Annotated in this window: 22 protein-coding genes; 10 read left to right on the forward strand and 12 right to left on the reverse strand. The window is 51.7% G+C overall.

Annotated features, from left to right (window positions below; all coding sequences use genetic code 11):
• The first annotated feature begins 1 nt into the window (after position 1).
• The 10 genes from hisD to AB1748_RS13595 all read left to right on the forward strand — a co-directional run bounded on the left by hisD (position 2) and on the right by AB1748_RS13595 (position 9,343).
• Positions 2 to 1,306 carry a histidinol dehydrogenase gene (gene hisD, locus AB1748_RS13550; protein WP_367395617.1) on the forward strand — a complete coding sequence of 435 codons (1,305 nt, stop codon included), beginning with the start codon at positions 2 to 4 and terminating at the stop codon, positions 1,304 to 1,306.
• Entirely contained in the window at positions 1,303 to 2,379 is a 1,077-nt protein-coding gene (hisC, locus tag AB1748_RS13555; protein WP_367395618.1) for a histidinol-phosphate transaminase, read from the forward strand. Before hisD ends, hisC begins: the two co-directional genes overlap by 4 nt.
• Positions 2,376 to 3,443 carry a bifunctional histidinol-phosphatase/imidazoleglycerol-phosphate dehydratase HisB gene (gene hisB, locus AB1748_RS13560; RefSeq protein ID WP_111142174.1) on the forward strand — a complete coding sequence of 356 codons (1,068 nt, stop codon included), beginning with the start codon at positions 2,376 to 2,378 and terminating at the stop codon, positions 3,441 to 3,443. The genes hisC and hisB overlap by 4 nt, the downstream gene beginning before the upstream one ends.
• Positions 3,443 to 4,033, forward strand: coding sequence for an imidazole glycerol phosphate synthase subunit HisH (gene hisH, locus AB1748_RS13565; RefSeq protein ID WP_111142173.1), 591 nt, complete (start codon positions 3,443 to 3,445; stop codon positions 4,031 to 4,033). Before hisB ends, hisH begins: the two co-directional genes overlap by 1 nt.
• Complete coding sequence (hisA, locus tag AB1748_RS13570; RefSeq protein ID WP_367395619.1) at positions 4,033 to 4,770, forward strand: 1-(5-phosphoribosyl)-5-[(5-phosphoribosylamino)methylideneamino]imidazole-4-carboxamide isomerase; 738 nt, start codon at positions 4,033 to 4,035, stop codon at positions 4,768 to 4,770. The genes hisH and hisA overlap by 1 nt, the downstream gene beginning before the upstream one ends.
• Complete coding sequence (gene hisF / locus AB1748_RS13575; RefSeq protein WP_128084194.1) at positions 4,752 to 5,528, forward strand: imidazole glycerol phosphate synthase subunit HisF; 777 nt, start codon at positions 4,752 to 4,754, stop codon at positions 5,526 to 5,528. Before hisA ends, hisF begins: the two co-directional genes overlap by 19 nt.
• Positions 5,522 to 6,133, forward strand: a complete 612-nt coding sequence (hisIE, locus tag AB1748_RS13580) for a bifunctional phosphoribosyl-AMP cyclohydrolase/phosphoribosyl-ATP diphosphatase HisIE (RefSeq protein ID WP_111142170.1) — start codon at positions 5,522 to 5,524, stop codon at positions 6,131 to 6,133. The genes hisF and hisIE overlap by 7 nt, the downstream gene beginning before the upstream one ends.
• A 474-nt stretch (positions 6,134 to 6,607) precedes the next feature.
• Complete coding sequence (locus AB1748_RS13585; RefSeq protein ID WP_111142169.1) at positions 6,608 to 7,084, forward strand: YbaK/prolyl-tRNA synthetase associated domain-containing protein; 477 nt, start codon at positions 6,608 to 6,610, stop codon at positions 7,082 to 7,084.
• 66 nt (positions 7,085 to 7,150) lie between these two features.
• The gene (locus tag AB1748_RS13590; RefSeq protein ID WP_367395620.1) at positions 7,151 to 7,942 is read left to right on the forward strand and encodes an ABC transporter substrate-binding protein; all 792 of its coding nucleotides are present in this window, start codon (positions 7,151 to 7,153) and stop codon (positions 7,940 to 7,942) included.
• 105 nt (positions 7,943 to 8,047) lie between these two features.
• A complete protein-coding gene (locus AB1748_RS13595; RefSeq protein WP_293771735.1) occupies positions 8,048 to 9,343 on the forward strand; it encodes a succinylglutamate desuccinylase/aspartoacylase family protein in 1,296 nt (431 codons plus the stop codon).
• 82 nt (positions 9,344 to 9,425) lie between these two features.
• Here AB1748_RS13595 and gndA read toward each other — a convergent pair whose 3' ends face one another.
• From gndA to AB1748_RS13655, 12 genes are all read right to left on the reverse strand, one after another.
• Entirely contained in the window at positions 9,426 to 10,835 is a 1,410-nt protein-coding gene (gndA, locus tag AB1748_RS13600) for an NADP-dependent phosphogluconate dehydrogenase (protein ID WP_111141976.1), read from the reverse strand.
• A gap of 147 nt (positions 10,836 to 10,982) precedes the next feature.
• Positions 10,983 to 12,227 carry a hypothetical protein gene (locus AB1748_RS13605; protein ID WP_367395621.1) on the reverse strand — a complete coding sequence of 415 codons (1,245 nt, stop codon included), beginning with the start codon at positions 12,225 to 12,227 and terminating at the stop codon, positions 10,983 to 10,985.
• Positions 12,214 to 13,338 carry a glycosyltransferase family 4 protein gene (locus AB1748_RS13610; RefSeq protein WP_293771743.1) on the reverse strand — a complete coding sequence of 375 codons (1,125 nt, stop codon included), beginning with the start codon at positions 13,336 to 13,338 and terminating at the stop codon, positions 12,214 to 12,216. Before AB1748_RS13610 ends, AB1748_RS13605 begins: the two co-directional genes overlap by 14 nt.
• Positions 13,338 to 14,240, reverse strand: coding sequence for a glycosyltransferase (locus AB1748_RS13615; RefSeq protein ID WP_367395622.1), 903 nt, complete (start codon positions 14,238 to 14,240; stop codon positions 13,338 to 13,340). The genes AB1748_RS13610 and AB1748_RS13615 overlap by 1 nt, the downstream gene beginning before the upstream one ends.
• Positions 14,237 to 15,388: a UDP-galactopyranose mutase gene (gene glf / locus AB1748_RS13620; RefSeq protein WP_367395623.1), complete on the reverse strand. Its 1,152-nt coding sequence runs from the start codon at positions 15,386 to 15,388 to the stop codon at positions 14,237 to 14,239. Before glf ends, AB1748_RS13615 begins: the two co-directional genes overlap by 4 nt.
• Positions 15,389 to 15,391: 3 nt before the next feature.
• Positions 15,392 to 17,296, reverse strand: a complete 1,905-nt coding sequence (locus tag AB1748_RS13625) for a DUF4422 domain-containing protein (protein WP_367395624.1) — start codon at positions 17,294 to 17,296, stop codon at positions 15,392 to 15,394.
• Positions 17,297 to 17,307: 11 nt separating this feature from the next.
• Complete coding sequence (locus AB1748_RS13630) at positions 17,308 to 18,045, reverse strand: ABC transporter ATP-binding protein (RefSeq protein WP_367395625.1); 738 nt, start codon at positions 18,043 to 18,045, stop codon at positions 17,308 to 17,310.
• Complete coding sequence (locus AB1748_RS13635) at positions 18,045 to 18,812, reverse strand: ABC transporter permease (protein ID WP_288476118.1); 768 nt, start codon at positions 18,810 to 18,812, stop codon at positions 18,045 to 18,047. Before AB1748_RS13635 ends, AB1748_RS13630 begins: the two co-directional genes overlap by 1 nt.
• A 304-nt stretch (positions 18,813 to 19,116) precedes the next feature.
• Positions 19,117 to 20,130 carry a UDP-glucose 4-epimerase GalE gene (gene galE, locus AB1748_RS13640; RefSeq protein WP_111139203.1) on the reverse strand — a complete coding sequence of 338 codons (1,014 nt, stop codon included), beginning with the start codon at positions 20,128 to 20,130 and terminating at the stop codon, positions 19,117 to 19,119.
• A gap of 42 nt (positions 20,131 to 20,172) precedes the next feature.
• Positions 20,173 to 21,075, reverse strand: a complete 903-nt coding sequence (gene galF, locus AB1748_RS13645; RefSeq protein WP_111139202.1) for a UTP--glucose-1-phosphate uridylyltransferase GalF — start codon at positions 21,073 to 21,075, stop codon at positions 20,173 to 20,175.
• A gap of 278 nt (positions 21,076 to 21,353) precedes the next feature.
• On the reverse strand, positions 21,354 to 22,694 hold the full coding sequence (locus tag AB1748_RS13650; RefSeq protein ID WP_367395626.1) for a lipopolysaccharide biosynthesis protein: 1,341 nt from the start codon (positions 22,692 to 22,694) through the stop codon (positions 21,354 to 21,356).
• Complete coding sequence (locus AB1748_RS13655) at positions 22,691 to 23,914, reverse strand: glycosyltransferase (protein WP_367395627.1); 1,224 nt, start codon at positions 23,912 to 23,914, stop codon at positions 22,691 to 22,693. Before AB1748_RS13655 ends, AB1748_RS13650 begins: the two co-directional genes overlap by 4 nt.
• Positions 23,915 to 23,916: the final 2 nt, after the last annotated feature.

A 23,916-nucleotide genomic window follows, 5' to 3' on the forward strand; every position in this document is an offset into this window, starting at 1 on the left:
CATGGCCTTTTCTACCCCTATCGAGTGGCAGGCGTGCACTGCCGAACAGCAGCAGGCGCTGCTGTTACGTCCGGCCATCGCCGCGTCGGAGAACGTCACGCTGACGGTGCGTAACGTGCTGGAGCAGGTCAGGCTGAACGGTGACAAGGCCCTGCGCGAATTCAGCGCCCGCTTTGATAAAGCCCAGGTGGAGAATCTGCGCGTTACCCCGCAGCAGATTGCAGAAGCCAGCGCACGTCTGAGCGATGAACTGAAGCAGGCGATGGCCGTGGCTGTGGGAAATATCGAGACATTCCACAACGCGCAGATCCTGCCGCCGGTGGATGTAGAAACCCAGCCTGGCGTGCGCTGCCAGCAGGTTACCCGTCCGGTGAAGTCGGTTGGCCTCTATATTCCGGGTGGCTCCGCCCCCCTCTTCTCGACGGTGCTGATGCTGGCTACCCCGGCGCGTATCGCCGGCTGCAGCCGTGTCGTGCTCTGTTCGCCGCCGCCGATTGCCGATGAGATCCTCTATGCCGCACAGCTCTGCGGCGTGGAAGAGGTGTTCCAGGTGGGCGGCGCGCAGGCCATCGCCGCACTGGCGTTTGGTACGGAAAGCGTGCCGCGCGTGGACAAAATTTTTGGCCCGGGCAACGCCTGGGTGACCGAGGCGAAACGTCAGGTCAGTCAGCGCCTGGATGGGGCAGCGATCGACATGCCGGCCGGACCGTCCGAAGTGCTGGTGATTGCAGATGAAGGCGCGACGCCCGCGTTTGTCGCCTCCGATTTACTCTCGCAGGCCGAGCACGGCCCGGACTCCCAGGTCATTCTGCTGACCCCCTCCTTATCGCTGGCAGAGGCCGTGGCGGAGGCAGTAGAGCAGCAGCTGGCGCAGCTCTCACGCGCCAGCACCGCACGTCAGGCGCTGGAGAGCAGCCGCCTGATCGTGGCGCGGGATCTTGAGCAGTGCATTGAGATCTCCAATCTCTACGGCCCGGAGCACCTGATCCTGCAGACCCGTCAGCCGCGCGATCTGGTGGACGCGATCACCAGCGCCGGTTCGGTGTTCCTGGGCGACTGGTCACCGGAATCGGCAGGCGATTACGCGTCCGGCACCAACCACGTTTTACCGACCTACGGTTACACCTCGACCTGTTCCAGCCTGGGACTGGCCGATTTTCAGAAGCGCATGACCGTTCAGGAACTGACCCCGCAGGGCTTCCTGAATCTGGCTGCCACTATCGAAACCCTGGCCGCCGCCGAGCAGCTGGATGCCCATAAAAATGCCGTTACCCTGCGCGTTGCCGCACTCAAGGAGCAAGCATGAGTCAGGATATTGAGCAGCTGGCACGCGCCAATGTGCGCGCCCTGACCCCCTATATGTCGGCGCGCCGCCTGGGCGGCAATGGCGACGTGTGGCTGAATGCCAACGAGTTTCCGCTGCCGGTGCCGTTTGAGCTGTCGCAGCAGACGCTGAACCGCTATCCCGAGTGCCAGCCTAGGGTGGTCATTGAGCGTTACGCCACCTACGCAGGCTTAACGCCGGAGCAGGTGCTGGTCAGCCGCGGCGCGGATGAGGCGATCGAACTGATCATGCGCGCCTTCTGTGAGCCGGGCCAGGATGCGATTCTGTTCTGTCCGCCAACCTACGGCATGTACAGCGTCAGCGCCGAAACCATCGGCATCGAATACCGTACCGTTCCGGCCCTCAGCGACTGGCAGCTTAACCTGCCTGCTATCGCGGAACAGCTGGATGGCGTCAAGGTCGTTTACCTCTGCAGCCCGAACAACCCCACCGGCAACCTGATCAATCAGGATGACATCCGTCAGTTGCTGGCGATGACCGCCGGAAAAGCCCTGGTGGTGGCAGATGAGGCTTATATCGAATTCTGCCCGCAGGCGACCCTGACCGGCTGGCTGAAGGCGTATCCGCACCTGGTGATCCTGCGCACGCTCTCCAAAGCCTTTGCGCTGGCAGGACTACGCTGCGGCTTTGCGCTGGCGAACAAGCCGGTGATCGACCTGCTGATGAAGGTGATTGCGCCCTATCCGCTGGCAACGCCGGTGGCCGATGTGGCGGGTCAGGCCCTGAGTGAGCAAGGCATCGCCCTGATGCGTGAGCATGTGGCGCTGCTGAATGATAACCGGGGCTGGCTGCTGGCTGAACTGGCGAAGCTGGAGTGCGTTGTGCAGGTTTTCCCCAGCGAAACCAACTATGTGCTGGCACGCTTTACCGATTCACCGAAAGTCTTCAAAACCTTATGGGATCAGGGCATTATCCTGCGTGATCAGAACAAAAATCCGGGCCTGTCGGGATGTCTGCGCATCTCCATCGGCACGCGTGAAGAGTGCGGGCGAGTGATCGCCGCGCTGCAAGCCTTTACTGTGGAGCAAGCATGAGCCAGAAGACCCTTTTTATCGACCGCGACGGTACGTTAATTTCTGAGCCACCTGAAGATTTTCAGGTGGACCGTATGGATAAGCTGGCGTTTGAGCCAGACGTTATCCCGGCGCTGCTGGCGCTGCAGGCCGCCGGTTATCGCCTGGTGATGATCACTAACCAGGATGGGCTGGGCACCTCCCGATTCCCGCAGGCCGATTTCGATGGCCCGCACAATCTGATGATGCAGATTCTGACGTCGCAGGGCATCGCCTTTGACGATGTGCTGATCTGTCCGCATATGCCGGACGATCACTGCGACTGCCGCAAGCCGAAAACGAAGATGGTGGAGGCCTGGCTGGCTGAGGGCGCGCTGGACACCGGCAACAGCTACGTTATCGGTGACCGCCTGACTGACGTACAGCTGGCGGAGAACATGGGTATCCCCTCCATCCGCTACGGCGCTGACGGCCAGACCTGGCAGACCATTCAGCAGCGTCTGACCCAGCGCGACCGCCATGCGCTGGTGCAGCGCAACACCAAAGAGACGCAGGTCCGGGTCGAACTCTGGCTGGATCGCGAAGGTGGCAGCAAAATTAATACCGGCGTCGGCTTCTTCGACCACATGCTGGATCAGATCGCCGTGCATGGCGGATTCCGTCTGCACATCGACGTCAAAGGCGATCTCTACATCGACGATCACCATACGGTGGAAGATACCGGTCTGGCACTCGGCGAAGCCCTGCTGAAGGCGCTGGGCGACAAGCGCGGAATCGGTCGTTTTGGCTTTGTGCTGCCGATGGATGAATGTCTGGCCCGCTGTGCGCTGGATATCTCCGGCCGTCCGCACATCGAATTTAAGGCCGAGTTCAATTATCAGCGTGTCGGCGATCTCAGCACCGAGATGGTCGAGCACTTCTTCAGCTCGCTCTCCTACGCCATGATGAGCACCCTGCACCTGAAAACCAAAGGCAAAAACGACCATCACCGTGTTGAGAGCCTGTTTAAAGCCTTTGGCCGAACGCTGCGTCAGGCGATCCGCGTTGAGGGGAATACCCTGCCGAGCTCAAAAGGAGTGCTGTGATGAACGTGGTGATCATGGATACCGGATGCGCCAACCTCTCATCGGTGAAATGGGCGATTGAACGTCTGGGCTACAGCCCGGAAGTGAGCCGCGATTCCGATGTAGTGCTGCGCGCCGACAAACTCTTTCTGCCCGGCGTGGGCACCGCGCAGGCGGCGATGAATCAGCTGCAGGAGCGCGACCTGATCGATCTGGTGAAAGCCTGTACCCAGCCGGTGCTGGGGATCTGTCTGGGTATGCAGCTGCTGGGGCGCGGCAGCGACGAGAATGGCGGCGTGCCGACGCTGGGCATTATCGATGAGCCAGTCTCGCTGATGGATACGCACGGCCTGCCCCTGCCGCACATGGGCTGGAACCAGATCACCGCCCAGGCGGGCAATCATCTGTTCCGTGGCATCGATGAAGGTTCCTACTTCTACTTTGTTCATAGCTATGCGATGCCGGTCAACGCCAGCACCATCGCGCAGTGCCACTACGGTGAAGCCTTCACCGCCGCGGTGCAGAAAGATAACTTCTTTGGCGTCCAGTTCCACCCGGAACGTTCGGGTAAAGCCGGTGCGCAGCTGCTGAAAAACTTCCTGGAGATGTAATGATTATCCCCGCGTTAGATTTAATTGATGGCAAAGTGGTGCGTCTGCATCAGGGCGACTATGGCCAGCAGCGCGACTACGGCAGCGATCCGCTGCCGCGTCTGCAGGATTATGTAAGCCAGGGCGCGACCCTGCTTCATCTGGTGGATTTGACCGGTGCGAAAGATCCGGCAAAACGGCAGATTGCGCTGCTGAAAACGCTGCTGGATGGCGTTGATGTGACGGTGCAGGTCGGCGGCGGCATCCGCAGCCGTGACGACGTCGAGGCGCTGTTAGCGGCCGGTGCGAGCCGCGTGGTGGTGGGTTCCACCGCCGTGAAACAGCCCGATGAGGTTAAACGCTGGTTTGCGGAGTTTGGTGCAGAGGCGATTGTGCTGGCGCTGGATGTGCGTATTGACGCCAGCAACCGTAAAGAGGTGGCGATCAGTGGCTGGCAGGAAGCGGCGGGTGTCACGCTGGAAGAGGTAATCACCGATTTCCGGCAGGTGGGCCTGAAGCATGTGCTCTGCACCGATATTTCCCGCGACGGCACCCTGAGCGGTTCTAACGTCGCGCTCTATCAGGAAGTAACTGCGCGCTTCCCGGAGATTGCTTTCCAGTCATCGGGCGGTATTGGCGACCTCAACGATATTGTCGCCCTGCGCGGCTGCGGCGTGCAGGGCGTGATTGTCGGACGCGCGCTGCTGGAAGATAAATTTACGGTTTCGGAGGCGATCGCATGCTGGCAAAACGGATAATCCCCTGTCTTGACGTTCGTGACGGTCAGGTGGTCAAGGGCGTACAGTTCCGCAATCACGAGATCATCGGTGACATCGTCCCGCTGGCACAGCGCTATGCGGCCGAAGGTGCCGACGAGCTGGTCTTTTATGATATCACCGCCTCCTCTGATGGCCGGGTCGTGGATAAGAGCTGGGTATCGCGGGTCGCCGAAGTGATCGATATCCCCTTCTGCGTCGCGGGCGGCATCAAAACGCCGGAAGACGCGGCGCGTATCCTTGAGTTTGGCGCGGATAAGATTTCGATTAACTCTCCGGCGCTGGCAGATCCCTCGCTGATCACCCGGCTTGCCGACCGCTTTGGCGTGCAGTGTATCGTGGTCGGGATCGATACCTGGTTCGATGAAGCCAGCGGCAAATATCAGGTCAATCAGTACACCGGTGACGAAGCGCGTACCCGCGTAACCCAGTGGGAAACGCTGGATTGGGTGCAGGAAGTGCAGAAGCTGGGCGCAGGTGAGATCGTGCTGAACATGATGAATCAGGATGGCGTGCGTAACGGCTATGACCTGGTGCAGCTGAAGAAGATGCGCGACGTCTGCAAAGTGCCGCTGATCGCCTCTGGCGGCGCAGGCACGATGCAGCACTTCCTCGACGCCTTTACTGAGGCAAACGTGGATGGCGCGTTAGCCGCGTCAGTGTTCCATAAACAGATTATTAATATTGGTGAGCTGAAGAGCTTTCTTATCGACAACGGAGTGGAGATTCGCGCGTGCTAACCGAACAACAACTGGCCCTTCTCGACTGGGATAAAACCGGGGGCATGATGCCGGTCATCGTGCAGCACAACGTCTCCGGCGAAGTGCTGATGCATGGCTACATGAACCCGGCGGCGCTGAATAAAACCCTGGCTGAAGGCAATGTCACCTTTTTCTCCCGCACCAAAAACCGTTTATGGACCAAGGGCGAAACCTCCGGTCACTTTCTGCAGGTCGTGAGCATCACGCCTGACTGTGATAATGACACCCTGCTGGTGCTGGCGAACCCGATTGGCCCCACCTGCCATCTCGGCACCACCAGCTGCTTCTCACCCGCCGCGCCGGAGTGGACCTTCCTCTATCAGCTGGAGCAGTTGCTGGCTTCGCGTAAAACGGCCGACCCGGAGAGCTCCTATACCGCGCGGTTGTACGCCAGCGGCACCAAGCGTATCGCCCAGAAAGTGGGGGAGGAAGGCGTCGAAACCGCACTGGCGGCGACGGTCAACGATCGTCACGAGCTGACGAACGAAGCCTCCGATCTGGTCTATCACCTGATGGTGCTGTTGCAGGATCAGGATCTCGACTTCAGCGCCGTCATCCATAACCTGCGCGCCCGCCACCAGTAATTGTGCAAAAAACTGCTCAGAATGACGTTTTATGCAAATTCTGAGCAGACTTCTTCTCAAAAATTCCAGTAACCGGGCTCAGAGAGCGCCTGCAGCGGAGGGGCGTTCCGGCATCCCTTCTGACGATGCCTGCGATGGGATTCAATTATCTGGATCCGCCTATTGAAGGCTGGCAATGATGAAAAAAACGCTGTCCCCTTTTGAACGTGAGTCGATGCTACCGGATCTTCTTCAGCCGTTACCTGAAGAGAAATTATCTCAGAGTGCGCTTCTGATGCAGCTTCGCAAAAACGTGCCGGGATTCTCCTAGGGGCGTTATGCTGCACTGGCCGTACACTGAGCTGGACAGGGAGAATAGCACGCTGGCTCCCCTCAACCGGGCGCTTAACCCCCTGGGTTTGAAAACCGGCCTATTGCCGCGTCAATCGCATATGCTGGAGACACTGATGCTGCAACTGACAGCAGGAGAGAAACGTGACGACTCATGAAAAATTAATCGCCCTGCTCGACCAGCATCAGGCCCGCTATCGCCTGATGGAGCATGAGGCCACCGGAAAATGTGAAGCGGTCGCGGCGATTCGCGGCACCGAAATCGGCCAGGGTGCGAAAGCGCTGGTCTGCCATGTGAAAGGCAATGGTGTGAAGCAGCATGTGCTGGCGGTGTTACCGGCCGACCGGCAGGCCGACCTCGGCAAAGTCGCCGCCGCCGCGGGAGGACGTCGCGCCTCACTCGCCAGCCCGGCGGAGACCGCCCAACTGACCGGCTGCGTCTTCGGCGCGATCCCACCCTTTAGTTTTCATCCCGACCTCAGACTCATCGTGGACCCTGCGCTGTTTGAACGTTATCCGGAGATCGCCTTTAACGCCGGTCTGCTGGAACGCTCAGTGATCCTGAACACCGAGGATTATCGGGCGCTCTGCGCGGCAGAAGTGGTGCAGATCACACAGTAATTGCCATCCCGCCAGCCCGGCGATACTCTGCAGAGACACTCATCACGACAGAATAAGAGCAAAATCATGAACATTTTCCCTCAACGTCTGCGCCAGACGCTGGCTGTAGCGGTTATGGCAGGCTGCGCGTTCGGCGCCCAGGCAAAAATCGACCAGGTTCGTTTCGCCGTCGATCCGACCTATCCGCCGTTTGAATCAAAGACGCCGCAGGGCAAGCTGGTCGGCTTTGATATCGACCTGGGCAATGCGCTCTGTGCTCAGATGCAGGCGAAGTGCGTCTGGGTTGAAAGCCAGTTTGACGGCATGATCCCGGCTCTGAAAGCGCGTAAGTTTGACGCCATCCTCTCCGATATGGGCATCACCGAAGAGCGCCTGAAACAGATCGATTTCACCGTTCCCCTTTACGACACCCATACTCAGCTTATCGCCCGTAAAGGCGCCAACATCCTGCCTGCGGTGGATTCACTGAAGGGCAAAACTGTCGGTGTGGAACAGGGAACGGTACAGGAGCGCTATGCGCTGGCGAAGTGGCAGCCCTATGGCGTGACCGTGGTGCCCTATGGCGATCAGGCGCAGGTGGAAAGCGATCTGGTGTCGGGCCGGCTGGATGCCGTCTTTACCGATGCGGCGCAGGCGGCCATCGGCTTCCTGAAGCAACCGCAGGGCAAAGATTTTGAGCTGGCCGGTCCGATTATTCAGGATCCGATTATCGGCCCCGGCACCGCCATTGGCCTGCGTAAAGGAGACAGTGAACTGAAGAGTGCGCTGGACAACGCCTTCGCTGAGATCAAAAAGAACGGCACCTTTGACCAGATTCAGAAGCGCTACTTTGCCACGGATATCTCCATCCAGCAGTAAGGTCCGGTCGCCGCCGTTCGTCCTCACCGCGATCCGACACTATACTGTTACTTTTTCGGGACGGCGCGCTGTCGTCCTTTGCCGATTAAAGGACATTAACACGGTATGCATCAACAACATCATCCACTGTTAAGCGCCTCTTTAGGCACCCAGCGTGAAATCATCAGTTTCCACTTTGCCGGGGATCATGAACGTCAGGTTTATATTCAGGCTGCGCTGCATGGCGATGAACTGCCCGGTATGGCGGTGGCCTGGTTTTTAAAGCAGCGGCTGCAGGCACTGGAGTCCGCCGGACAACTTAAAGCCGCCTTCACTCTCGTACCGGTTGCCAATCCTCTGGCGCTGGGACAGCACTGGCATGGCACCCATCTTGGCCGCTACCATACGCTCTCTGGGCAGGATTTTAATCGTCGCTTTCCCTCTCTGGGCGCGACCCTGGCGGCCACTCTGGCCGACAGCCTGACGCAGAGCGAGTCCCAGAACCGCAACCTGATCCGCGAGGCAATCGATCGCCACTACCGTGACACCGTGCCAAAAACCGAGCTGGATGCACAGCGTTTCACGCTGATGCGCATGGCCAGTCAGGCAGACCTGATGATTGACCTGCACTGTGACTGGGAAGCTGTGCCGCATCTCTACACCACACCACATGCGTGGCCGGAGATTGAGCCACTGGCGCGCTGGCTGGGCAGTGAGGTGCAACTGCTGGCGCAGATCTCCGGTGGTGAGCCGTTTGATGAGGCCTGCTGTGAACCCTGGCTGACGCTGGCTGAACGCTTTGGGGAGGCGTATCCGATGCCGCGCGGATTACTGCCGGTGACGCTGGAGTTGCGTGGCGTACGGGATGTGACGCCTGAACAGGCGGAGAAGGATGCAGATGCGATTATTGCAGCACTGCAGGAGGGCGGCTATATCGCCTATAGCGAACCGGCTATTTCGGTAGAGGTGGCTGCACCGGTGATTGGCGGGGATGAACTGGTGCCGGCGAATGCGGCGGGCGATGATGTAGTGGCGATAAACGATGGCCCCATCGGCCTGACCGTGCCTGAGGTGACGGAAGCGCCGGGAGAGACAGGAGTGATTAAGGAGCGTCACAGCGAAGGAACGTCGGCCTCCTCCCCTGCCCTGAAAAATCCGCCGACGCCGTTAGCGGCCTGCGAATATATCCACTCACCCGTGTCAGGTCTGATCCTGCATCGTAAGCCGCTGGGTGCCCAAATCCGGCCTGGCGAAGTCGTGGCCGAGATTGTCGATCCCGTTACCGATCACATTACGCCGCTGGTCGCCGAATATGGCGGCATTCTCTATGCGAGGCACTGGGTGCGCTTTGCGACGGCAGGCATGCTGGTGGTCAGGCTGGCGGGCGAGCAGGAGATTCGGAGTGGGGATTTGCTGGCATGATAAAAAAGGGCTTCCCGCAGGAAGCCCTTTGATTACTGCCATGATAAAAAAAGGGCTTCCCGAAGGAAGCCCTTTTTAGTGATTAATCTAACCACTCAGTGTGGAACACACCGTCTTTATCAATGCGTTTATAGGTATGCGCACCGAAGTAGTCACGCTGCGCCTGAATCAGGTTGGCAGGCAGAACTTCTGAACGATAGCTGTCGTAGTAAGCAATCGCGGCAGAGAAGGTCGGCGTCGGGATACCGTTCTGAATCGCGTAGGAAACCACATCGCGCAGCGCCTGCTGATACTGATCCGCGATATCTTTGAAGTACGGCGCCAGCAGCAGGTTTGCGATGCCTGCATCTTCTGCGTAAGCATCAGTGATCTTCTGCAGGAACTGGGCGCGGATGATGCAGCCAGCACGGAAGATCTTCGCGATTTCACCGTAGTGCAGATCCCAGTTGTTCTCTTCTGATGCGGCACGCAGCTGCGAGAAGCCCTGTGCATAAGAGACAATTTTACCCAGATAGAGCGCACGACGCACTTTCTCGATAAATTCCGCTTTGTCACCGGTAAAGGCCTGAGCCTGAGGGCCGCTCAGCACTTTAGAGGCGGCTACACGCTGCGTTTTCAGTGAAGAGAGGTAACGGGCGAAGACAGATTCGGTGATCAATGACAGTGGCTCGCCGAGGTCCAGAGAACTCTGGCTGGTCCATTTACCGGTGCCTTTGTTCGCCGCTTCATCCAGAATCACATCGACCAGGTATTTACCCTCTTCATCTTTCTTAGTGAAGATATCTTTGGTGATGTCGATCAGGTAGCTGCTCAGCTCGCCATTGTTCCACTCGGTGAAGGTTTGAGCCAACTCTTCGTTGTTCAGACCCAGCGCGCCTTTCAGCAGTGCGTAGGCTTCCGCGATCAGCTGCATGTCGCCGTATTCGATGCCGTTGTGGACCATCTTCACGTAGTGGCCGGCGCCGTCCGGACCGATGTAAGCTACACAGGCTTCGCCATCTTCGGCACGCGCGGCAATCTTGTCCAGGATTGGTGCAACCAGCTCGTAAGCTTCTTTCTGACCGCCAGGCATGATGGATGGGCCTTTCAGTGCACCCTCTTCACCGCCAGACACACCGGTACCGATAAAGTTGAAGCCCTGGTCAGACAGCTCTTTGTTACGACGGATGGTATCTTTGTAGAAGGTGTTACCGCCATCGATCAGAATGTCGCCCTTATCCAGATGAGGCGTCAGCGAGGCGATAGTTTTATCGGTCGCTTCACCCGCCTGAACCATCAGCAGGATACGACGTGGTTTTTCCAGCGATTCAACAAACTCTTCAACGGTGTAAAAAGGAGCAAGCTTCTTGCCCTGATTCTCGGCGATGACTTCATCAGTCTTTTCGCGTGAACGGTTAAAGATAGAAACAGTGTAACCGCGGCTCTCAATGTTAAGAGCCAGGTTGCGGCCCATCACTGCCATACCTACAACGCCGATCTGTTGCTTGGACATTACATACTCCTGTCTGATTTTAAGACTAATAATCATTCAAAAATGCACTTTTTCATAATACATGATGCAAATCAAAAATTACATCGGCTTGTAAAATCAAGCACTAACAGACAAAAACCGCATTCATGCCTGAAATCCAATGCGGTTCTATAGTCTGTTGCGTAACTGCTCTAACTCTTCTTCACAAACTCTGACACGTTCAATGTAGCGCTGAAGTTCAGTGACGATGCTTTCCTTTTCTTTCTTAAGATTTTCATACAAGTCTATTGCTGCATACGCATCAAGAGTAGATTGTTTGGCTTTGCGCTGTTCATATTCAAGACGGCCGTGCAGGTCCAGAATGATAGGCAATAATACATCTGATGGATTCAATTCCGTGGCCAAATCTCCATACTCAGGATCAAAGCTGGCTAGCGCTCTATCGATAGCATCGTCAAATTTTGACGTAATATTGGGATCGATCCAGTAATCGGTCAGAAGGAAAGCAAGTAATTTTTTCTGATTAGCATTCATTTTCTCCGGATTATCAGAAAACGCTTGTTCCAGATCTTTTTTATCTTTAATAATAGTTGAGCACTGCTGCCATTCACATTTACCTGCGCAAAAAACAGAGGCTCCATCAATTAATGCTTCAATTCCAACGCCGGAATTAATGGTAATCACCGACCGGGATTCTCTGATTAGGTGGTGAATGTTGCTGTTAGTTTTGACCACCCAGGGATTGCTTTGCGTGAGCAATGTAATCGTCTCTTCAACAGCAAAAGACTGGCAGAACGGATGTCGTTTAACGAATAAATAGATCTCTTTTTCTCGCGCAACTTCTGCCGCATCTAACAGTAAACGGACGCCATCATAGTGACTATGAATAGCGACCGGATCATTCTGGACCTGCATAGGATAAAAGACAAACCCTTTAGCACTTTCAGGCAGTGCCTCATCAGACTGAGGATATTTTGATTCATTTTTTTCAATGAACTTCAATTTCCATTCGTCGAGAATTCTTTCGACTTCTATTTCACCTAAACCTTCAACTTTATCTTTATATTCATCAAAGTTTAGCGAAATATCGGACCAGCCGGAATAGCCGGAAAAATCCATTGAAAATAATGGAGTAACTGCAGCTTCTTTCATCCTGACAATATTCTTTTCCTCACCCCACGAGTGGTATGAAAAGACTAAAGTTCCCTTTTCTGGCTTTCTGGGAGCCTCATCAGCGCCAAAAGGGACTTCTCTGAAATAAAGAGGAATTTTTCTTTCTGTGAGCGCCAGAATCAGGTTAGTAATAAAAAATCTGTGCTTGTGTCCATCGACTGGGTTTTTCATCCAGGAGACCGGAACTTCTACAACGATTTTTGATGGCATGGATTTCTCTACTTTGTCACTCAAGTTCATTGTATACCCCCAGTGTTCTCTTTATCACATACGTTGAGCAAAAACGCGACATTACCCAGGCCCGAGCATTCACTCCGAAATCCATTCTCAGTTTTTTATTCGTAATTAAGATTTCAAGTTTTCGCGCCAGATCATCAATATTTTTATCAACGATGAAACCTGTACAGTTGTTAACAATGATACTGCTGCACCCACCCATGTCATATGAGATTGAGGGACGCCCAACAGCCGCAGCCTCTATCAGAATTCTTGGCACACCCTCGGCATAAACTGATGGCAAGGCAACGATATTTGCTTGCTCTATAAGCGTCTTAACATCATCACGTTGACCAAGCCAGATAATATCTTCTGCTTCGGACCAATTTCTGATGACATCATCGGGAATAGCGTCAGGGTCTTTCTTAACTGTAATACCTGCAACCACAAGGTTAAAATGCACGCCTCTTTGCAGTAGAACTTTTCTTGCCTCAATAAGATCAGAAAGGCCCTTACTCCAGATTAGACGACTGGCGAATAAAACGGCAGGAGGCGTATTATCGGGCTCATTCAGATATTCAAACTTCTCAGTATCGATTCCTGCACCATCGATTACGATCGTTTTGGTCGGGTCAACTCCTGTAATTAAAATTATTTTATCTCGATCCATTTCATGTTCGAAGATAAAGAATATGTCCTTTTTTTTGCTAACCCATCGATAAAAAGCTGAGACACTATGTTTAAGTATTTTATATTTTTTCGCATTCGAAGAAAATACCCTGCCTAAACCAACAAAGCTTAATACCAGTTTTTTCCTGAAAACTTTTGCATAAAACCCGCCGATAAGGCACGGCTTGATAGTGATACAGTGTAAAATATCGGGCTTTATTTTCCTGATAATCTGAAGCGATCGGACTAAATCCCTGAACATGACAAGCGGATTAAGAGATTGCTCTGACATTCGGGAGTCATGAGGTTTAATGCCTGATAACTCGAATTCTCTGAAGATCTTCGCGCTTTCGAAATTGCAGATTACATGAACTTCGTATCCATCTTCTTTTGCAGCCAGCGCCCGCTCTTTCCAATGTAAATTGAAATACCAATCAGAATTAATATAAAAACAAAGCTTTTTCATTAACGCCTGCCATTTTTAGAACCTTTAGCCGCAAAGAACAAGCCATCAATAACACCTCTGGATAGAGACGTGAGGTAACTAAATTTGCTTTTCGACTTGCCTGCCAATAAATAATATTTAGCTACCCGCAAAAAGATAGAAATAATGCTAAACGGTTTTCTGTCGGAAAAAATATATCGCGATGATATCAAATTTCGTGCTAAATAATAAATTTTCCATGGCATCATAGCAGAACTGGACTCAACAACATCGTGATGAAAAACCAGATCGGGATTATATACTAATTTACAACCTTCAATATGCAATTTCCATGAATAAAAGACATCATCGAAATAGATAAAAAGGGACTTATCAATGAATTGATAAGTCTCTTTAAGCGTATTAAACGCTATAAATACGCCTACAAATGAAAATGCCTGAATCTCTGTAGTGGACAATTCAACAGCTTCAAATTCGGAACTTTCACCAGAATACTGCAGTAATTCACCGACAGTATTGGGGATTTTTTTCCACGGAATATTCATTTTACAACGCGAACCTCGCGTATCCAGAACGCGGGTCGCAATCGCCTGAGCATGTTGCTTATCACTGACAATGAAGTTTTCGAGTAATGTTGAGTCCGGATAGGCGTCGTCATCAAAAAACAGCACCCAGTCCGGGGTGCTGTTTGCTGCTATCCATTCAGAGCCTCTGTAAAAGCCACCAGCTCCGCCATCATTAACTTCACTTGAAATTATTTTCAGACGAGGGTCGTTCAGATTCTTTAACCAGTCAGAAGTAGCATCGGTTGAAGCATTATCCACAATAACTATTTCATAAAAGGGTAAAGGCGCTACCGCAGTCCAACACTTTTTAAGTTTTTCGAGACGATTGTGGGTGACAATTAAAGCGGCAATTTTCATCTGGGATTGACCGAGAAAACAGCCATTTTCTGATCGTTTTGCAGCGCGTGGCGATATTTTTCAACAACATCCAGGGCTTCTTTTATCGTCACATCCATATCAAGATAGCGATAGGTACCCAGGCGACCGATGAACGTAATGTTCTCTTCCTTTTCCGCTTCATCCAGATACTTGTTCAGTAACTGCATTTCGCCCATCTGCCGGATAGGGTAATAGGGAATATCGTTTTCAGTGCAGGATCTGCTGTATTCTTCATAGCACACAGACTGCTCATGATGTTCCCACGGCGCAAAATATTTGTGCTCAGTAATGCGCGTATAAGGAACACTAACCTCACCATAGTTCATTACGGCGCAGCCCTGGTAATCACCTTCAGCTTCAAAACGCTTAAAGTCTAATGTTCGGTAACCTAAACGTCCTTCCTTGAAATCAAAATACCCGTCTAAAGGACCGCTATAAAAAACATGATCATAATTCTCTTTTTCGTTACGATCAAAAAGGGTATTTAATTCAACAGTGATATTTTCATGATTAAGAATCGATTCGACGATAGGGGTATAGCCCTCTTTCGGCATGCCCTGAAACTTATGATTGAAATAGTTATCGTCATAATTGAATCTGACGGGCAATCTTTTCAGAATAGACGCGGGTAGCTCTTTAGGTTCCATTCCCCATTGTTTAATTGTATAGCCTTTGAAGAAGGCCTCATATAACTCTTTACCGACAAAACGTAATGCCTGCTCCTCGAATGTCTGAGGATCGGTGATACTTTTGTCGCCTTTGGATTCAATGAGTTCTTTAGCTTGCGTCGGGTTGCAGGTTTTACCAAAAAACTGATTAATGGTATGCAGGTTAATGGGAAGCGAATAAACGCTGCCATTTACAGTTGCTTTAACGCGGTTGATATAAGGCATCATTTCGCAATGCGAGTTAATGTATTCCCACACTTTTTCATTATCGGTATGGAAAATATGGGGTCCATAGGTATGAACCATCACATCCGTCTTAGCGTCTCTTTCGCTGTAGCAATTACCCGCAATATGATTGCGTGCATCGATAATGCGTACTTTATGGCCATCTTCAGCCAGTTCGCGGCCAATTACCGCACCAGAGAAACCAGCACCAACAATCAGAATATTTTTTTTCATAAATTAACCTAAAATCACACGACGAATTTTGTAATAGTTACGAGCGATCATTTGCCTGCGCTTACTGCCAACCGGAGCAAATCTGTTGAAGTAAGGCATAATCTTTCTTTTAACCTTGGTCTGAAACAGAACATGCTGATTCACTACTACAGGTTGTGTTGTAAAACCGGTTTTATTTAAACGGTCATAAACCTCTTTCTGCCAGGGGGTTGCATTGATATAAGACATAAAATTGTCAAAGAAATCTACATGAGGCGCATCCCACGGCTTATTTTCACCCGCGAAATGGATCATTTTAGGCTGCTTTCTTGATTTCAGAAAACCCATATAGGTTTCAAATTTCAGGTTGGGGAAGAAATCATCGGTATTTCCATTGCCATGATATACGTTCCATTCGCCTGGCAGATAATGAACACGGTCATAAAATACTTTATTCATGATATCCTGATCGAGGAACCAGTATCTGCGGGCCTTCATGGCCGCCATCAGACTGGCAAACGTGTTTTCTTTTCTCATTTGAGAAATATTGAAAAGAATAATACCAGCCTGGAAGTAATTTTGGGATTCTTTCATCCCCAGAATCTGTTCCAGATACTGGCCAGCAGTCAGGTTTGCAGGTTCATCAATATGTGCGATCGCGCCAAACTTAACGAAGCCTTCCATTACGATGTCACGCACTGCAGCGATTAAATTGTCGCCCACTTCAGTATGAACCAGTTCTGCAACATCGCTTTCCACGATAGTATCAGCGTCTATAAACAGAACTTTTTCAAACTCACTGAATATAGAGGGTATGAACAACCGGGCATAAGTAGCAGCACTGAAGTGAGCACGTGTATATACGCTTTTCATTTCACTAAAAGCGTTTACATCAAAGAAGCGTAATGAGAAATTGCTCCTGCCTTTGATTAGAGAGAGAAAACGGGACTTGTTTCTTTGTGAAACACCGTTTTCCAGAACCACAATGTCGTAGTTATCGCTTTCACTACTATTTTTAATAATTGAGTTGACCAGCGCACCGCCGCTAAGTGAATAATTATCATCAAAACAAATAACCACAGGAATGTTATTGTGGCTAAAAGCCGGCTTTAGCTTTCCGTTAAATGTTTCAGTTTTAACAAAAGTCCTTTGGAGTTCTTTCTTTTTCAGGCCCGCCGACTTTTCCTTGTGAATCAGGAAAATGTTGAACAGACGTTCGGAGATATGTCCGATAACGCGCTTCTCCTGACCATTATAATTTCTCATTGAGAAATTGCTTTCCAGGTCATCAAAGATGCTAAACAGCCACTCTGAGTATTCTGCAAATAGCTCAGATTTCATAACAAACATGTTAGTGTAGTAACCATCATGGGCACTGTTAAAAATCTTAACTGCTGCTGCATACTCCGGATACAGATAAAGCAGACTGTCTATAGCTGACTGATAATCCTCAATATGCAGATGCTGTGAAATCTTGTAGTGCTCGTAATTATTTTTGCTCCCCGCCTGTCTGACACTCCATTTTTTGGGCAGTAAGATATCATTATCGGCGATAGCATTAACGATTGACTCTTCATTCAGGCCGAATTTAGTTTCATACTCTTCTGAAATAATTTCGTCATTCACAACGCCCCAGACATCTTCAGGGTAATCCTGCTTATCTGAAAAATTCAGATGGCGCCTGTAATGCATGAAACCTACATATTCAGAAGAAATATCATTCTTCCACACCCAATATTGAGCTGTCAGCTCACAATAAAATGGATTTTTAATCGAAATGTTTTCACCAGAATCATCACCACCACAACAAATATCATTAAAGCTATTCGCTTTTCCAACATGGATAGGCTTGATTATTGGAGATGAAAGAAAAGCGCTAGGCTTATGATGACTTGTATAGAGTTTGACTTTATTGGTATAAATACTCATTCGATGTTTCCTTACATAGAAGAACGATACTGTTGCAATAAACTTTCGGCACTACCACTTGCTCTCAATTTGTGATTCTCAATCCAGATGACACGATCGCAAATTTTTTCGATATCACTTAGATTGTGGCTTACAAATAGAATTGTTACACCTTTGGCTTTAAAATTATTTATTGTCTCAATACATTTTTTCTGGAATGCATAGTCTCCGACTGCCAGGACTTCATCAATGATGAGAATATCCGGGTCAACCTGGGTAATCACCGAAAACCCCAGCTTAGCTAGCATCCCGCTTGAATAGACACGAATAGGTTCATCGATAAACTCACCTAACTCAGAAAACTCTATTATCTTGTCTATTCTTTCATTTAATTGCTTACGTCGCAATCCAAGAAGGGTTGCATTCAGGCGAATATTTTCACGCCCCGTGAGTTCCGGATGAAACCCGCCGCCGAGTTCCAGCATCGAGGCAACCCTGCCGTTGGTTTTGACAACCCCGGCAGTGGGTTTGATAACTCCAGCCACAAGCCCAAGCGATGTACTTTTACCGGCACCATTGCGGCCAATCAGCGCAACGGACTCACCTTTATAAACAGTAAAACTTATATCTTCGATGGCGAGATAGCTTCTGCCTGAAAGCAGAGTCAACGCGCGCTTGGGATTAAAAATAAGTTCTTTTATCCCGGAGCCAATATGATGATATAGAGGATAACGCTTGGTAACTGCTTTGAATTCTATTGCTACTTCCATTATAAGATCTCTGCAAATCGGAATTTCAATTTATTAAATACCCAGGAGCCGATAATAACTGTGATTATGCCCATCCCGTACAGTGAGAGAATTTTTTCATAATCAACATTACCGTTCATAAACAGCTCTCTCCAGCTTAATACCATGTCTGCCAGAGGGTTATAATTAACTAACCACTGATAATTGGCTGGTATCATATCTCCTGCATATAAAATTGGGGTGCAGTAGAAAAGTAACATAATGCCTAGTGTGACAAATCTCTCTAAATCTCTGAAAAACAGGTTCAGCGTGGACAGGAAAAGCGCTATCCCATAGGAAAATATCAACTGCCCTATCCCTATTAGCGGTATCCCATATAACCAGTTCCAGTGGGGGGTCATGTCATATATAAATAAGAACACGATAATTACAGGGATGGTGCACAAAAAGTGCAGACACTCCATCATGACATTACTGAAGGGGATAACCGATCTGGGAAAAACTGTTTTTTTTATAATCTGTGCATTTGCAATGAATGAGAACAGCGAGTTAGAAGTCGTACTTGCAAACCATTGCCATGGGAATAATCCGGTAATGATGAATATTGTGTAATTAGGGATCTGAACCCGCATGATGAGCTTGAAAATAAAGTAGTAAATCATCGCGAAAAGAAGCGGGTTGGCAATCGACCATAAATAACCAAGGAAACTACTTTTATATCGAACCTTTAGCTCTTTCTCAGTGATTACTGTAACTAAATCAATGAGATAACCTAAACTATACTTCATAAATTACGCTCTGTTTTCAACTTTTAAAATGATTAATTTATGTTCGCCGGGCGCTTACACCACGCTACCGCCCCTGGCTTAACAGCTACCACAAGACTATTTAACAGACCAGATTTTTGAATTGTTTCTTTATATTACAGAGAAGGGCTGGTTAGATTTGGTTAATCATCCCTCGTAGAAAGAAAAACCGATATTAAACCTGCGATGTTATCATCTTCCTGATGCAGTTCAAAGTCTGCGAATTTACATGTTTCATAACGCAAAAAAGCCTGTCCATAGACAGGCTTTTCAGCTGCTTTAACGTTTACTTAAACCCGTCCGGGTTCTTGCTCTGCCAGTTCCAGGTATCGCGCATCATCTCATCAATGCCGCGCGTCACGCGCCAGTCAAGCTTCGTGTTCGCCAGCGAGGCATCGGCCCAGAACGCCGGCAGGTCGCCGTCACGACGTGGCTTGATCTCGAAAGGAATCGCTTTGCCAGACGCTTTTTCAAACGCCCTGATCATCTCCAGTACGGAGAAGCCTTTGCCACCGCCCAGGTTAAAGGCAGTATAGCCGTCGACCTGACTCAGGTGATCCAGCGCTTTCAGGTGCCCTTCCGCCAGGTCGACCACATGGATGTAGTCGCGCAGACAGGTCCCGTCTGGCGTATCGTAATCGCCACCAAAGACACCCAGCTTCTCCAGACGGCCAATGGCCACCTGGGCGATATAGGGCAGCAGGTTGTTCGGGATGCCGGTAGGGTCTTCACCGATTTCGCCTGACTCATGCGCGCCAACCGGGTTGAAATAACGCAGCGCAATTGCCTTAAACTTCGGCTCAGCTTTTGCGAAGTCGCGCATAACGAATTCGGTCATCAGCTTGGAGGTGCCGTAAGGGCTGGTCGTGCCGCCAATCGGGGTCGTTTCCACATAAGGAACCGGCGCATCTGCGCCGTAGACCGTGGCTGATGAACTGAAGATAAAGTTCCAGACACCGGCATTGCGCATCTCTTCCAGCAGAACCACGGTGCCTGCAACGTTGTTCTCATAATACTCCAGCGGCATACGGGTCGATTCACCTACCGCTTTGAGTGCTGCGAAATGGATGACCGCAGAAATGCTGTTGGCTGCAAACAGGTCACGCAGACAGGCACGATCGCGGATATCGCCTTCGACGAAGGTCGCTTTTTTACCCGCCAGCTTTTCAACGCGATTGATCGCTTCGCGTGAGGCGTTGCAGAGGTTATCCAGCACTACAACATCATCACCGCGCTGCAGCAGCGCCAGTACCGTATGGGAGCCGATATACCCTGCTCCGCCCGTGACTAAAATGGCCATGTGAACTCCTTTCAATCGGCCGCGCAGCGCGCGGCAAATTCATTACTTTTGTTTGGCGAGAATGGTCTGAATCGCTTCGCGGAAATCGCGACCCTGCGCGTTGTTGCGCAGTCCATAGGAGACAAACGCCTGCATATAACCGAGCTTGCGGCCGCAGTCGAAACTGTGCCCGGTCAGCAGTGAAACATCAACGGTTTTATGTTTGCTCAGGCTGGCGATCGCATCAGTCAGCTGAATACGGCCCCAGGCACCTGGCTCGGTGCGCTCGAGTTCGGCCCAGATATCGGCAGAGAGCACGTAACGCCCTACAGCGGCCAGATCGGAGTTCAGTTCAGCCGGATGCTCTGGCTTCTCAACAAAAGTTTTGATTTTACTGATATCGCCCGGATGATCGATTGGCTCTTCGGTGGTGATGACCGAGTATTCGGAGAGATCAGTCGCGGGCATATGCTGCGCCAGAACCTGGCTGTGGCCGGTCTCTTCGAAACGGGCTACCATCGCCGCGAGGTTATAGCGCATATGGTCTGCAGTAGAGTCATCCAGCAGGACATCTGGCAGCACCACGACGAACGGGTTATCACCGATCATCGGGCGGGCGCAGAGAATGGAGTGGCCCAGACCCAGTGGCTGTGCCTGACGCACGTTCATGATCGTTACGCCCGGCGGACAGATAGACTGCACTTCGCTCAGCAGCTGACGCTTCACGCGCGCTTCCAGCAGAGCTTCCAGCTCATAGGTGGTGTCGAAGTGGTTTTCGACCGCATTTTTTGAGGCATGCGTGACCAGCACAATTTCTTTAATACCCGCGGCAACACATTCGTCAACGATGTACTGGATCATCGGTTTGTCGACGACGGGCAGCATCTCTTTCGGAATGGCTTTAGTCGCAGGGAGCATATGCATACCGAGGCCCGCAACCGGGATTACTGCTTTAAGCTTGGTCATATTTATTCCGTTTAATAAAATGAAGATGTGGGTCGATTATGCAGGATCGGCCGGAAGTGCAAGTATAATCTTTATCTGAAAAGCGGACAGTAACTCTCTGTGATAACTTAGAAATTCGGCATTTTGCCCATTGCCAGTGGCAGCATAAACTGAACAAAGACAATCAGTAATCGAAGATAGTCACTGCTCTTTTTGCAAATGCGCACGACGTCGCTGAGGCCAGCCATAAATGAAAACGGGCGACCCGGAGGTCGCCCGCAAATATATTCATCTGGTGATTACAGCCAGCCCTCAAACCACTCTGGCATCACAAACAGATTAAAGTGATTAACCAGCAGCATTACGCCGACAAACACCACCGACACCGCGACCCACTGGCGGGCATAGGGTATAAACCGAATGCCAATTACCGGCCTGATAAAGAACGGATGCGCCAGGGCGGAAATCAGGATCTGCGAGATAGAGAGCGTCAGCGCAACATAGAGCACGTTTGGCCAGATAAAGGTGGTTGCCAGAACGGCCAGCACCACGATACTCGCCACAATGTTCCAGTAGAACTCAACGTTGGTGCGTCCGTTAGCCTGCGAAATCGCCCCGGTAAGGCCGCCCATCGGCCGCAGCATCCCGAACAGCAGCATCAGCGGAATCAGGTGATAAACCTGCTCATGTGACGGGCCGTAGAGCAGACGGACGATAACCGGTGAGAGGATGCCAATCGCCAGGTACATGGCGCTGCTGAACAGCATGATACCCAGCGTCCCCTTCAGGAACAGCTTCTTCAGCTGCTCGGGGTCGTGCTGCTTTTCCGCAAAGCGCGGCAGCGCCAGACGGTTGATCACCGGCGTCACCAGCTTCAGCGGTTGCAGCACCAGCTCTTTCGCCAGCGAGTAGACGCCCAGCATCTCGGCCCCCATCACCTTACCAACCACCAGTGCATCCGCCTGGGTGCGCAGCTGGTTGATGGTCTGTGAGCCGAGCTGGTAGCTGCCGTAACGAATCGCACCGAAGAAGGTCGCCTTGTCGAACTCCCAGGTCGGACGCCACGACTTCTCACCCAGCGCAATCATGCAGAGGATACGGGTAAAGGCGTTGATAAACAGACCAAGAATCGCCGCGGCTACCGTCAGCGAGGTGAACTCCAGCATCGCTACCACACAGAGGAAGGCCAACAGCTTGGTGCCCATCTCGATCTTCGCCAGCGATACCATCCGCTTGGTTTTGATGTAATGCGCCTGATACTGCGACAGATGCCCCAGCACAAGGAAGTTCAGGCTGGTCAGCATGATCAACCCTGTCAGCTCCGGCAGATGATAGAACCAGGAGACCGGGAAGGCGATCAGCAGCATGATCAGGCCGGTACACAAGCTGAGCGAGACGTTCACCCAGTAGATGGTACTCTGCTCGCGACGGGTAATGTTCTGGCGATGCACCAGATAACTGCTCATCCCCATATCCTGCAGCACCCCCGCCACCGCCAGGATGGCGTTGATGATGGCCAGCAGCCCCAGCTCGTGGGTCTCCAGTTTGCGGGCGAGAAAGCTCAGCTGCGCAACCTGCAGCACCGCCGAGAAGCAGGTGCTGCCAAACAGCCAAATCGCCTGTGACTTAAATCCACTCACACCAGTCGCTCCAGAATCTGCGCCAGTTCGCCATAGGCGATATGCTGATTAAATTCAGTCTCAACTTTATGGCGCGCCGCCGCAACCACCGGCGCCACATCCACTTCACCCTGAGAGAGCCTGAGCAGCGTCTCCGCCAGCGCCTCGGGATCGTCCTCATCCACCAGCCAGCCGGAGACGTTGTTCTCGATCAGCTCGGGGATACCGCTGTGGAAGGTTGAAACGACCGGCAGACCGACCGCCATCGCCTCCATCAGCGCGACCGGAATACCCTCCATATCGCCATCTGCGGCGGTTTTGGAGGGCAGCAGGAAGATGTCCGCCTCGCTCAGCGCACGACGGATCTCCTCCTGTGGCTTAAAGCCCGGCATGCTGACGCAATCTTCCATTCCCTCACGGGCGATGAAATCACGCATCATCTCATCCTGGTCGCCGTTGCCGATAATCGTGTACTGAAACTGACCGCCACGCTGCTTCAGGATGGCACTGGCTTTAACGGCCACATCCAGCCCCTTTTTCTCGGTCAGACGCGCCACCGAAACGATGCGCAGCGGTTTCTGAAACGCCTGGCGGGGCTGGAAATTAAACTTCTCCGGCTCGATGCCCATGCGCGTGACATGGATTTTTTCCGGCGGGCAGCCCATCTCAATCAGCTTGTTCTTCCACAGGTGGCTGATTGGCAGCATCAGTTCGCTCTGACGGAACAGATTGACGTAGTCTAGCTTGTGCTCTTCCAGGATATGGCGGCGGGAGATATCGGCACCGTGAAACACGGTCGCCTGCTTACCCTGAAGCACGCCCAGTTCACGCAGCTTGTTCGCCAGCGCACCGGCATATCCGAAATGCACCAGAAACACATCGGCGGTAAAGACCTGTTTCGCATTGGCCACAATCGACGGCAGCAGCAGTTTGCTGGACTGCGCGCCGTAGCGGCGCATATTCAGTGAACGCAGCAGCGAAGGCTTCGTCACTTTAGGCAGAACCAGCCTGATGCGCTGATTCAGCTTATCGACGATCGAGATCTTCTCTTCCGGCAGCAGATAGTGGGTTTTGGCCGCCAGGCCATACTCGTCAAACGCGGCATGCCGGTTCACTAAATCGCCGGGAAAGACTGAAATAATCTCCACCTCGTAACCGGCATCAATAAAGTGGGTTACCTGATTTAAAACGAATGTCTCAGAGGCAACCGGGAAACGCATGGTGAAAAAAGTCAGTTTCATCA

Source organism: Pantoea sp. Ep11b, assembly GCF_040783975.1.
GTDB lineage: Bacteria > Pseudomonadota > Gammaproteobacteria > Enterobacterales > Enterobacteriaceae > Pantoea.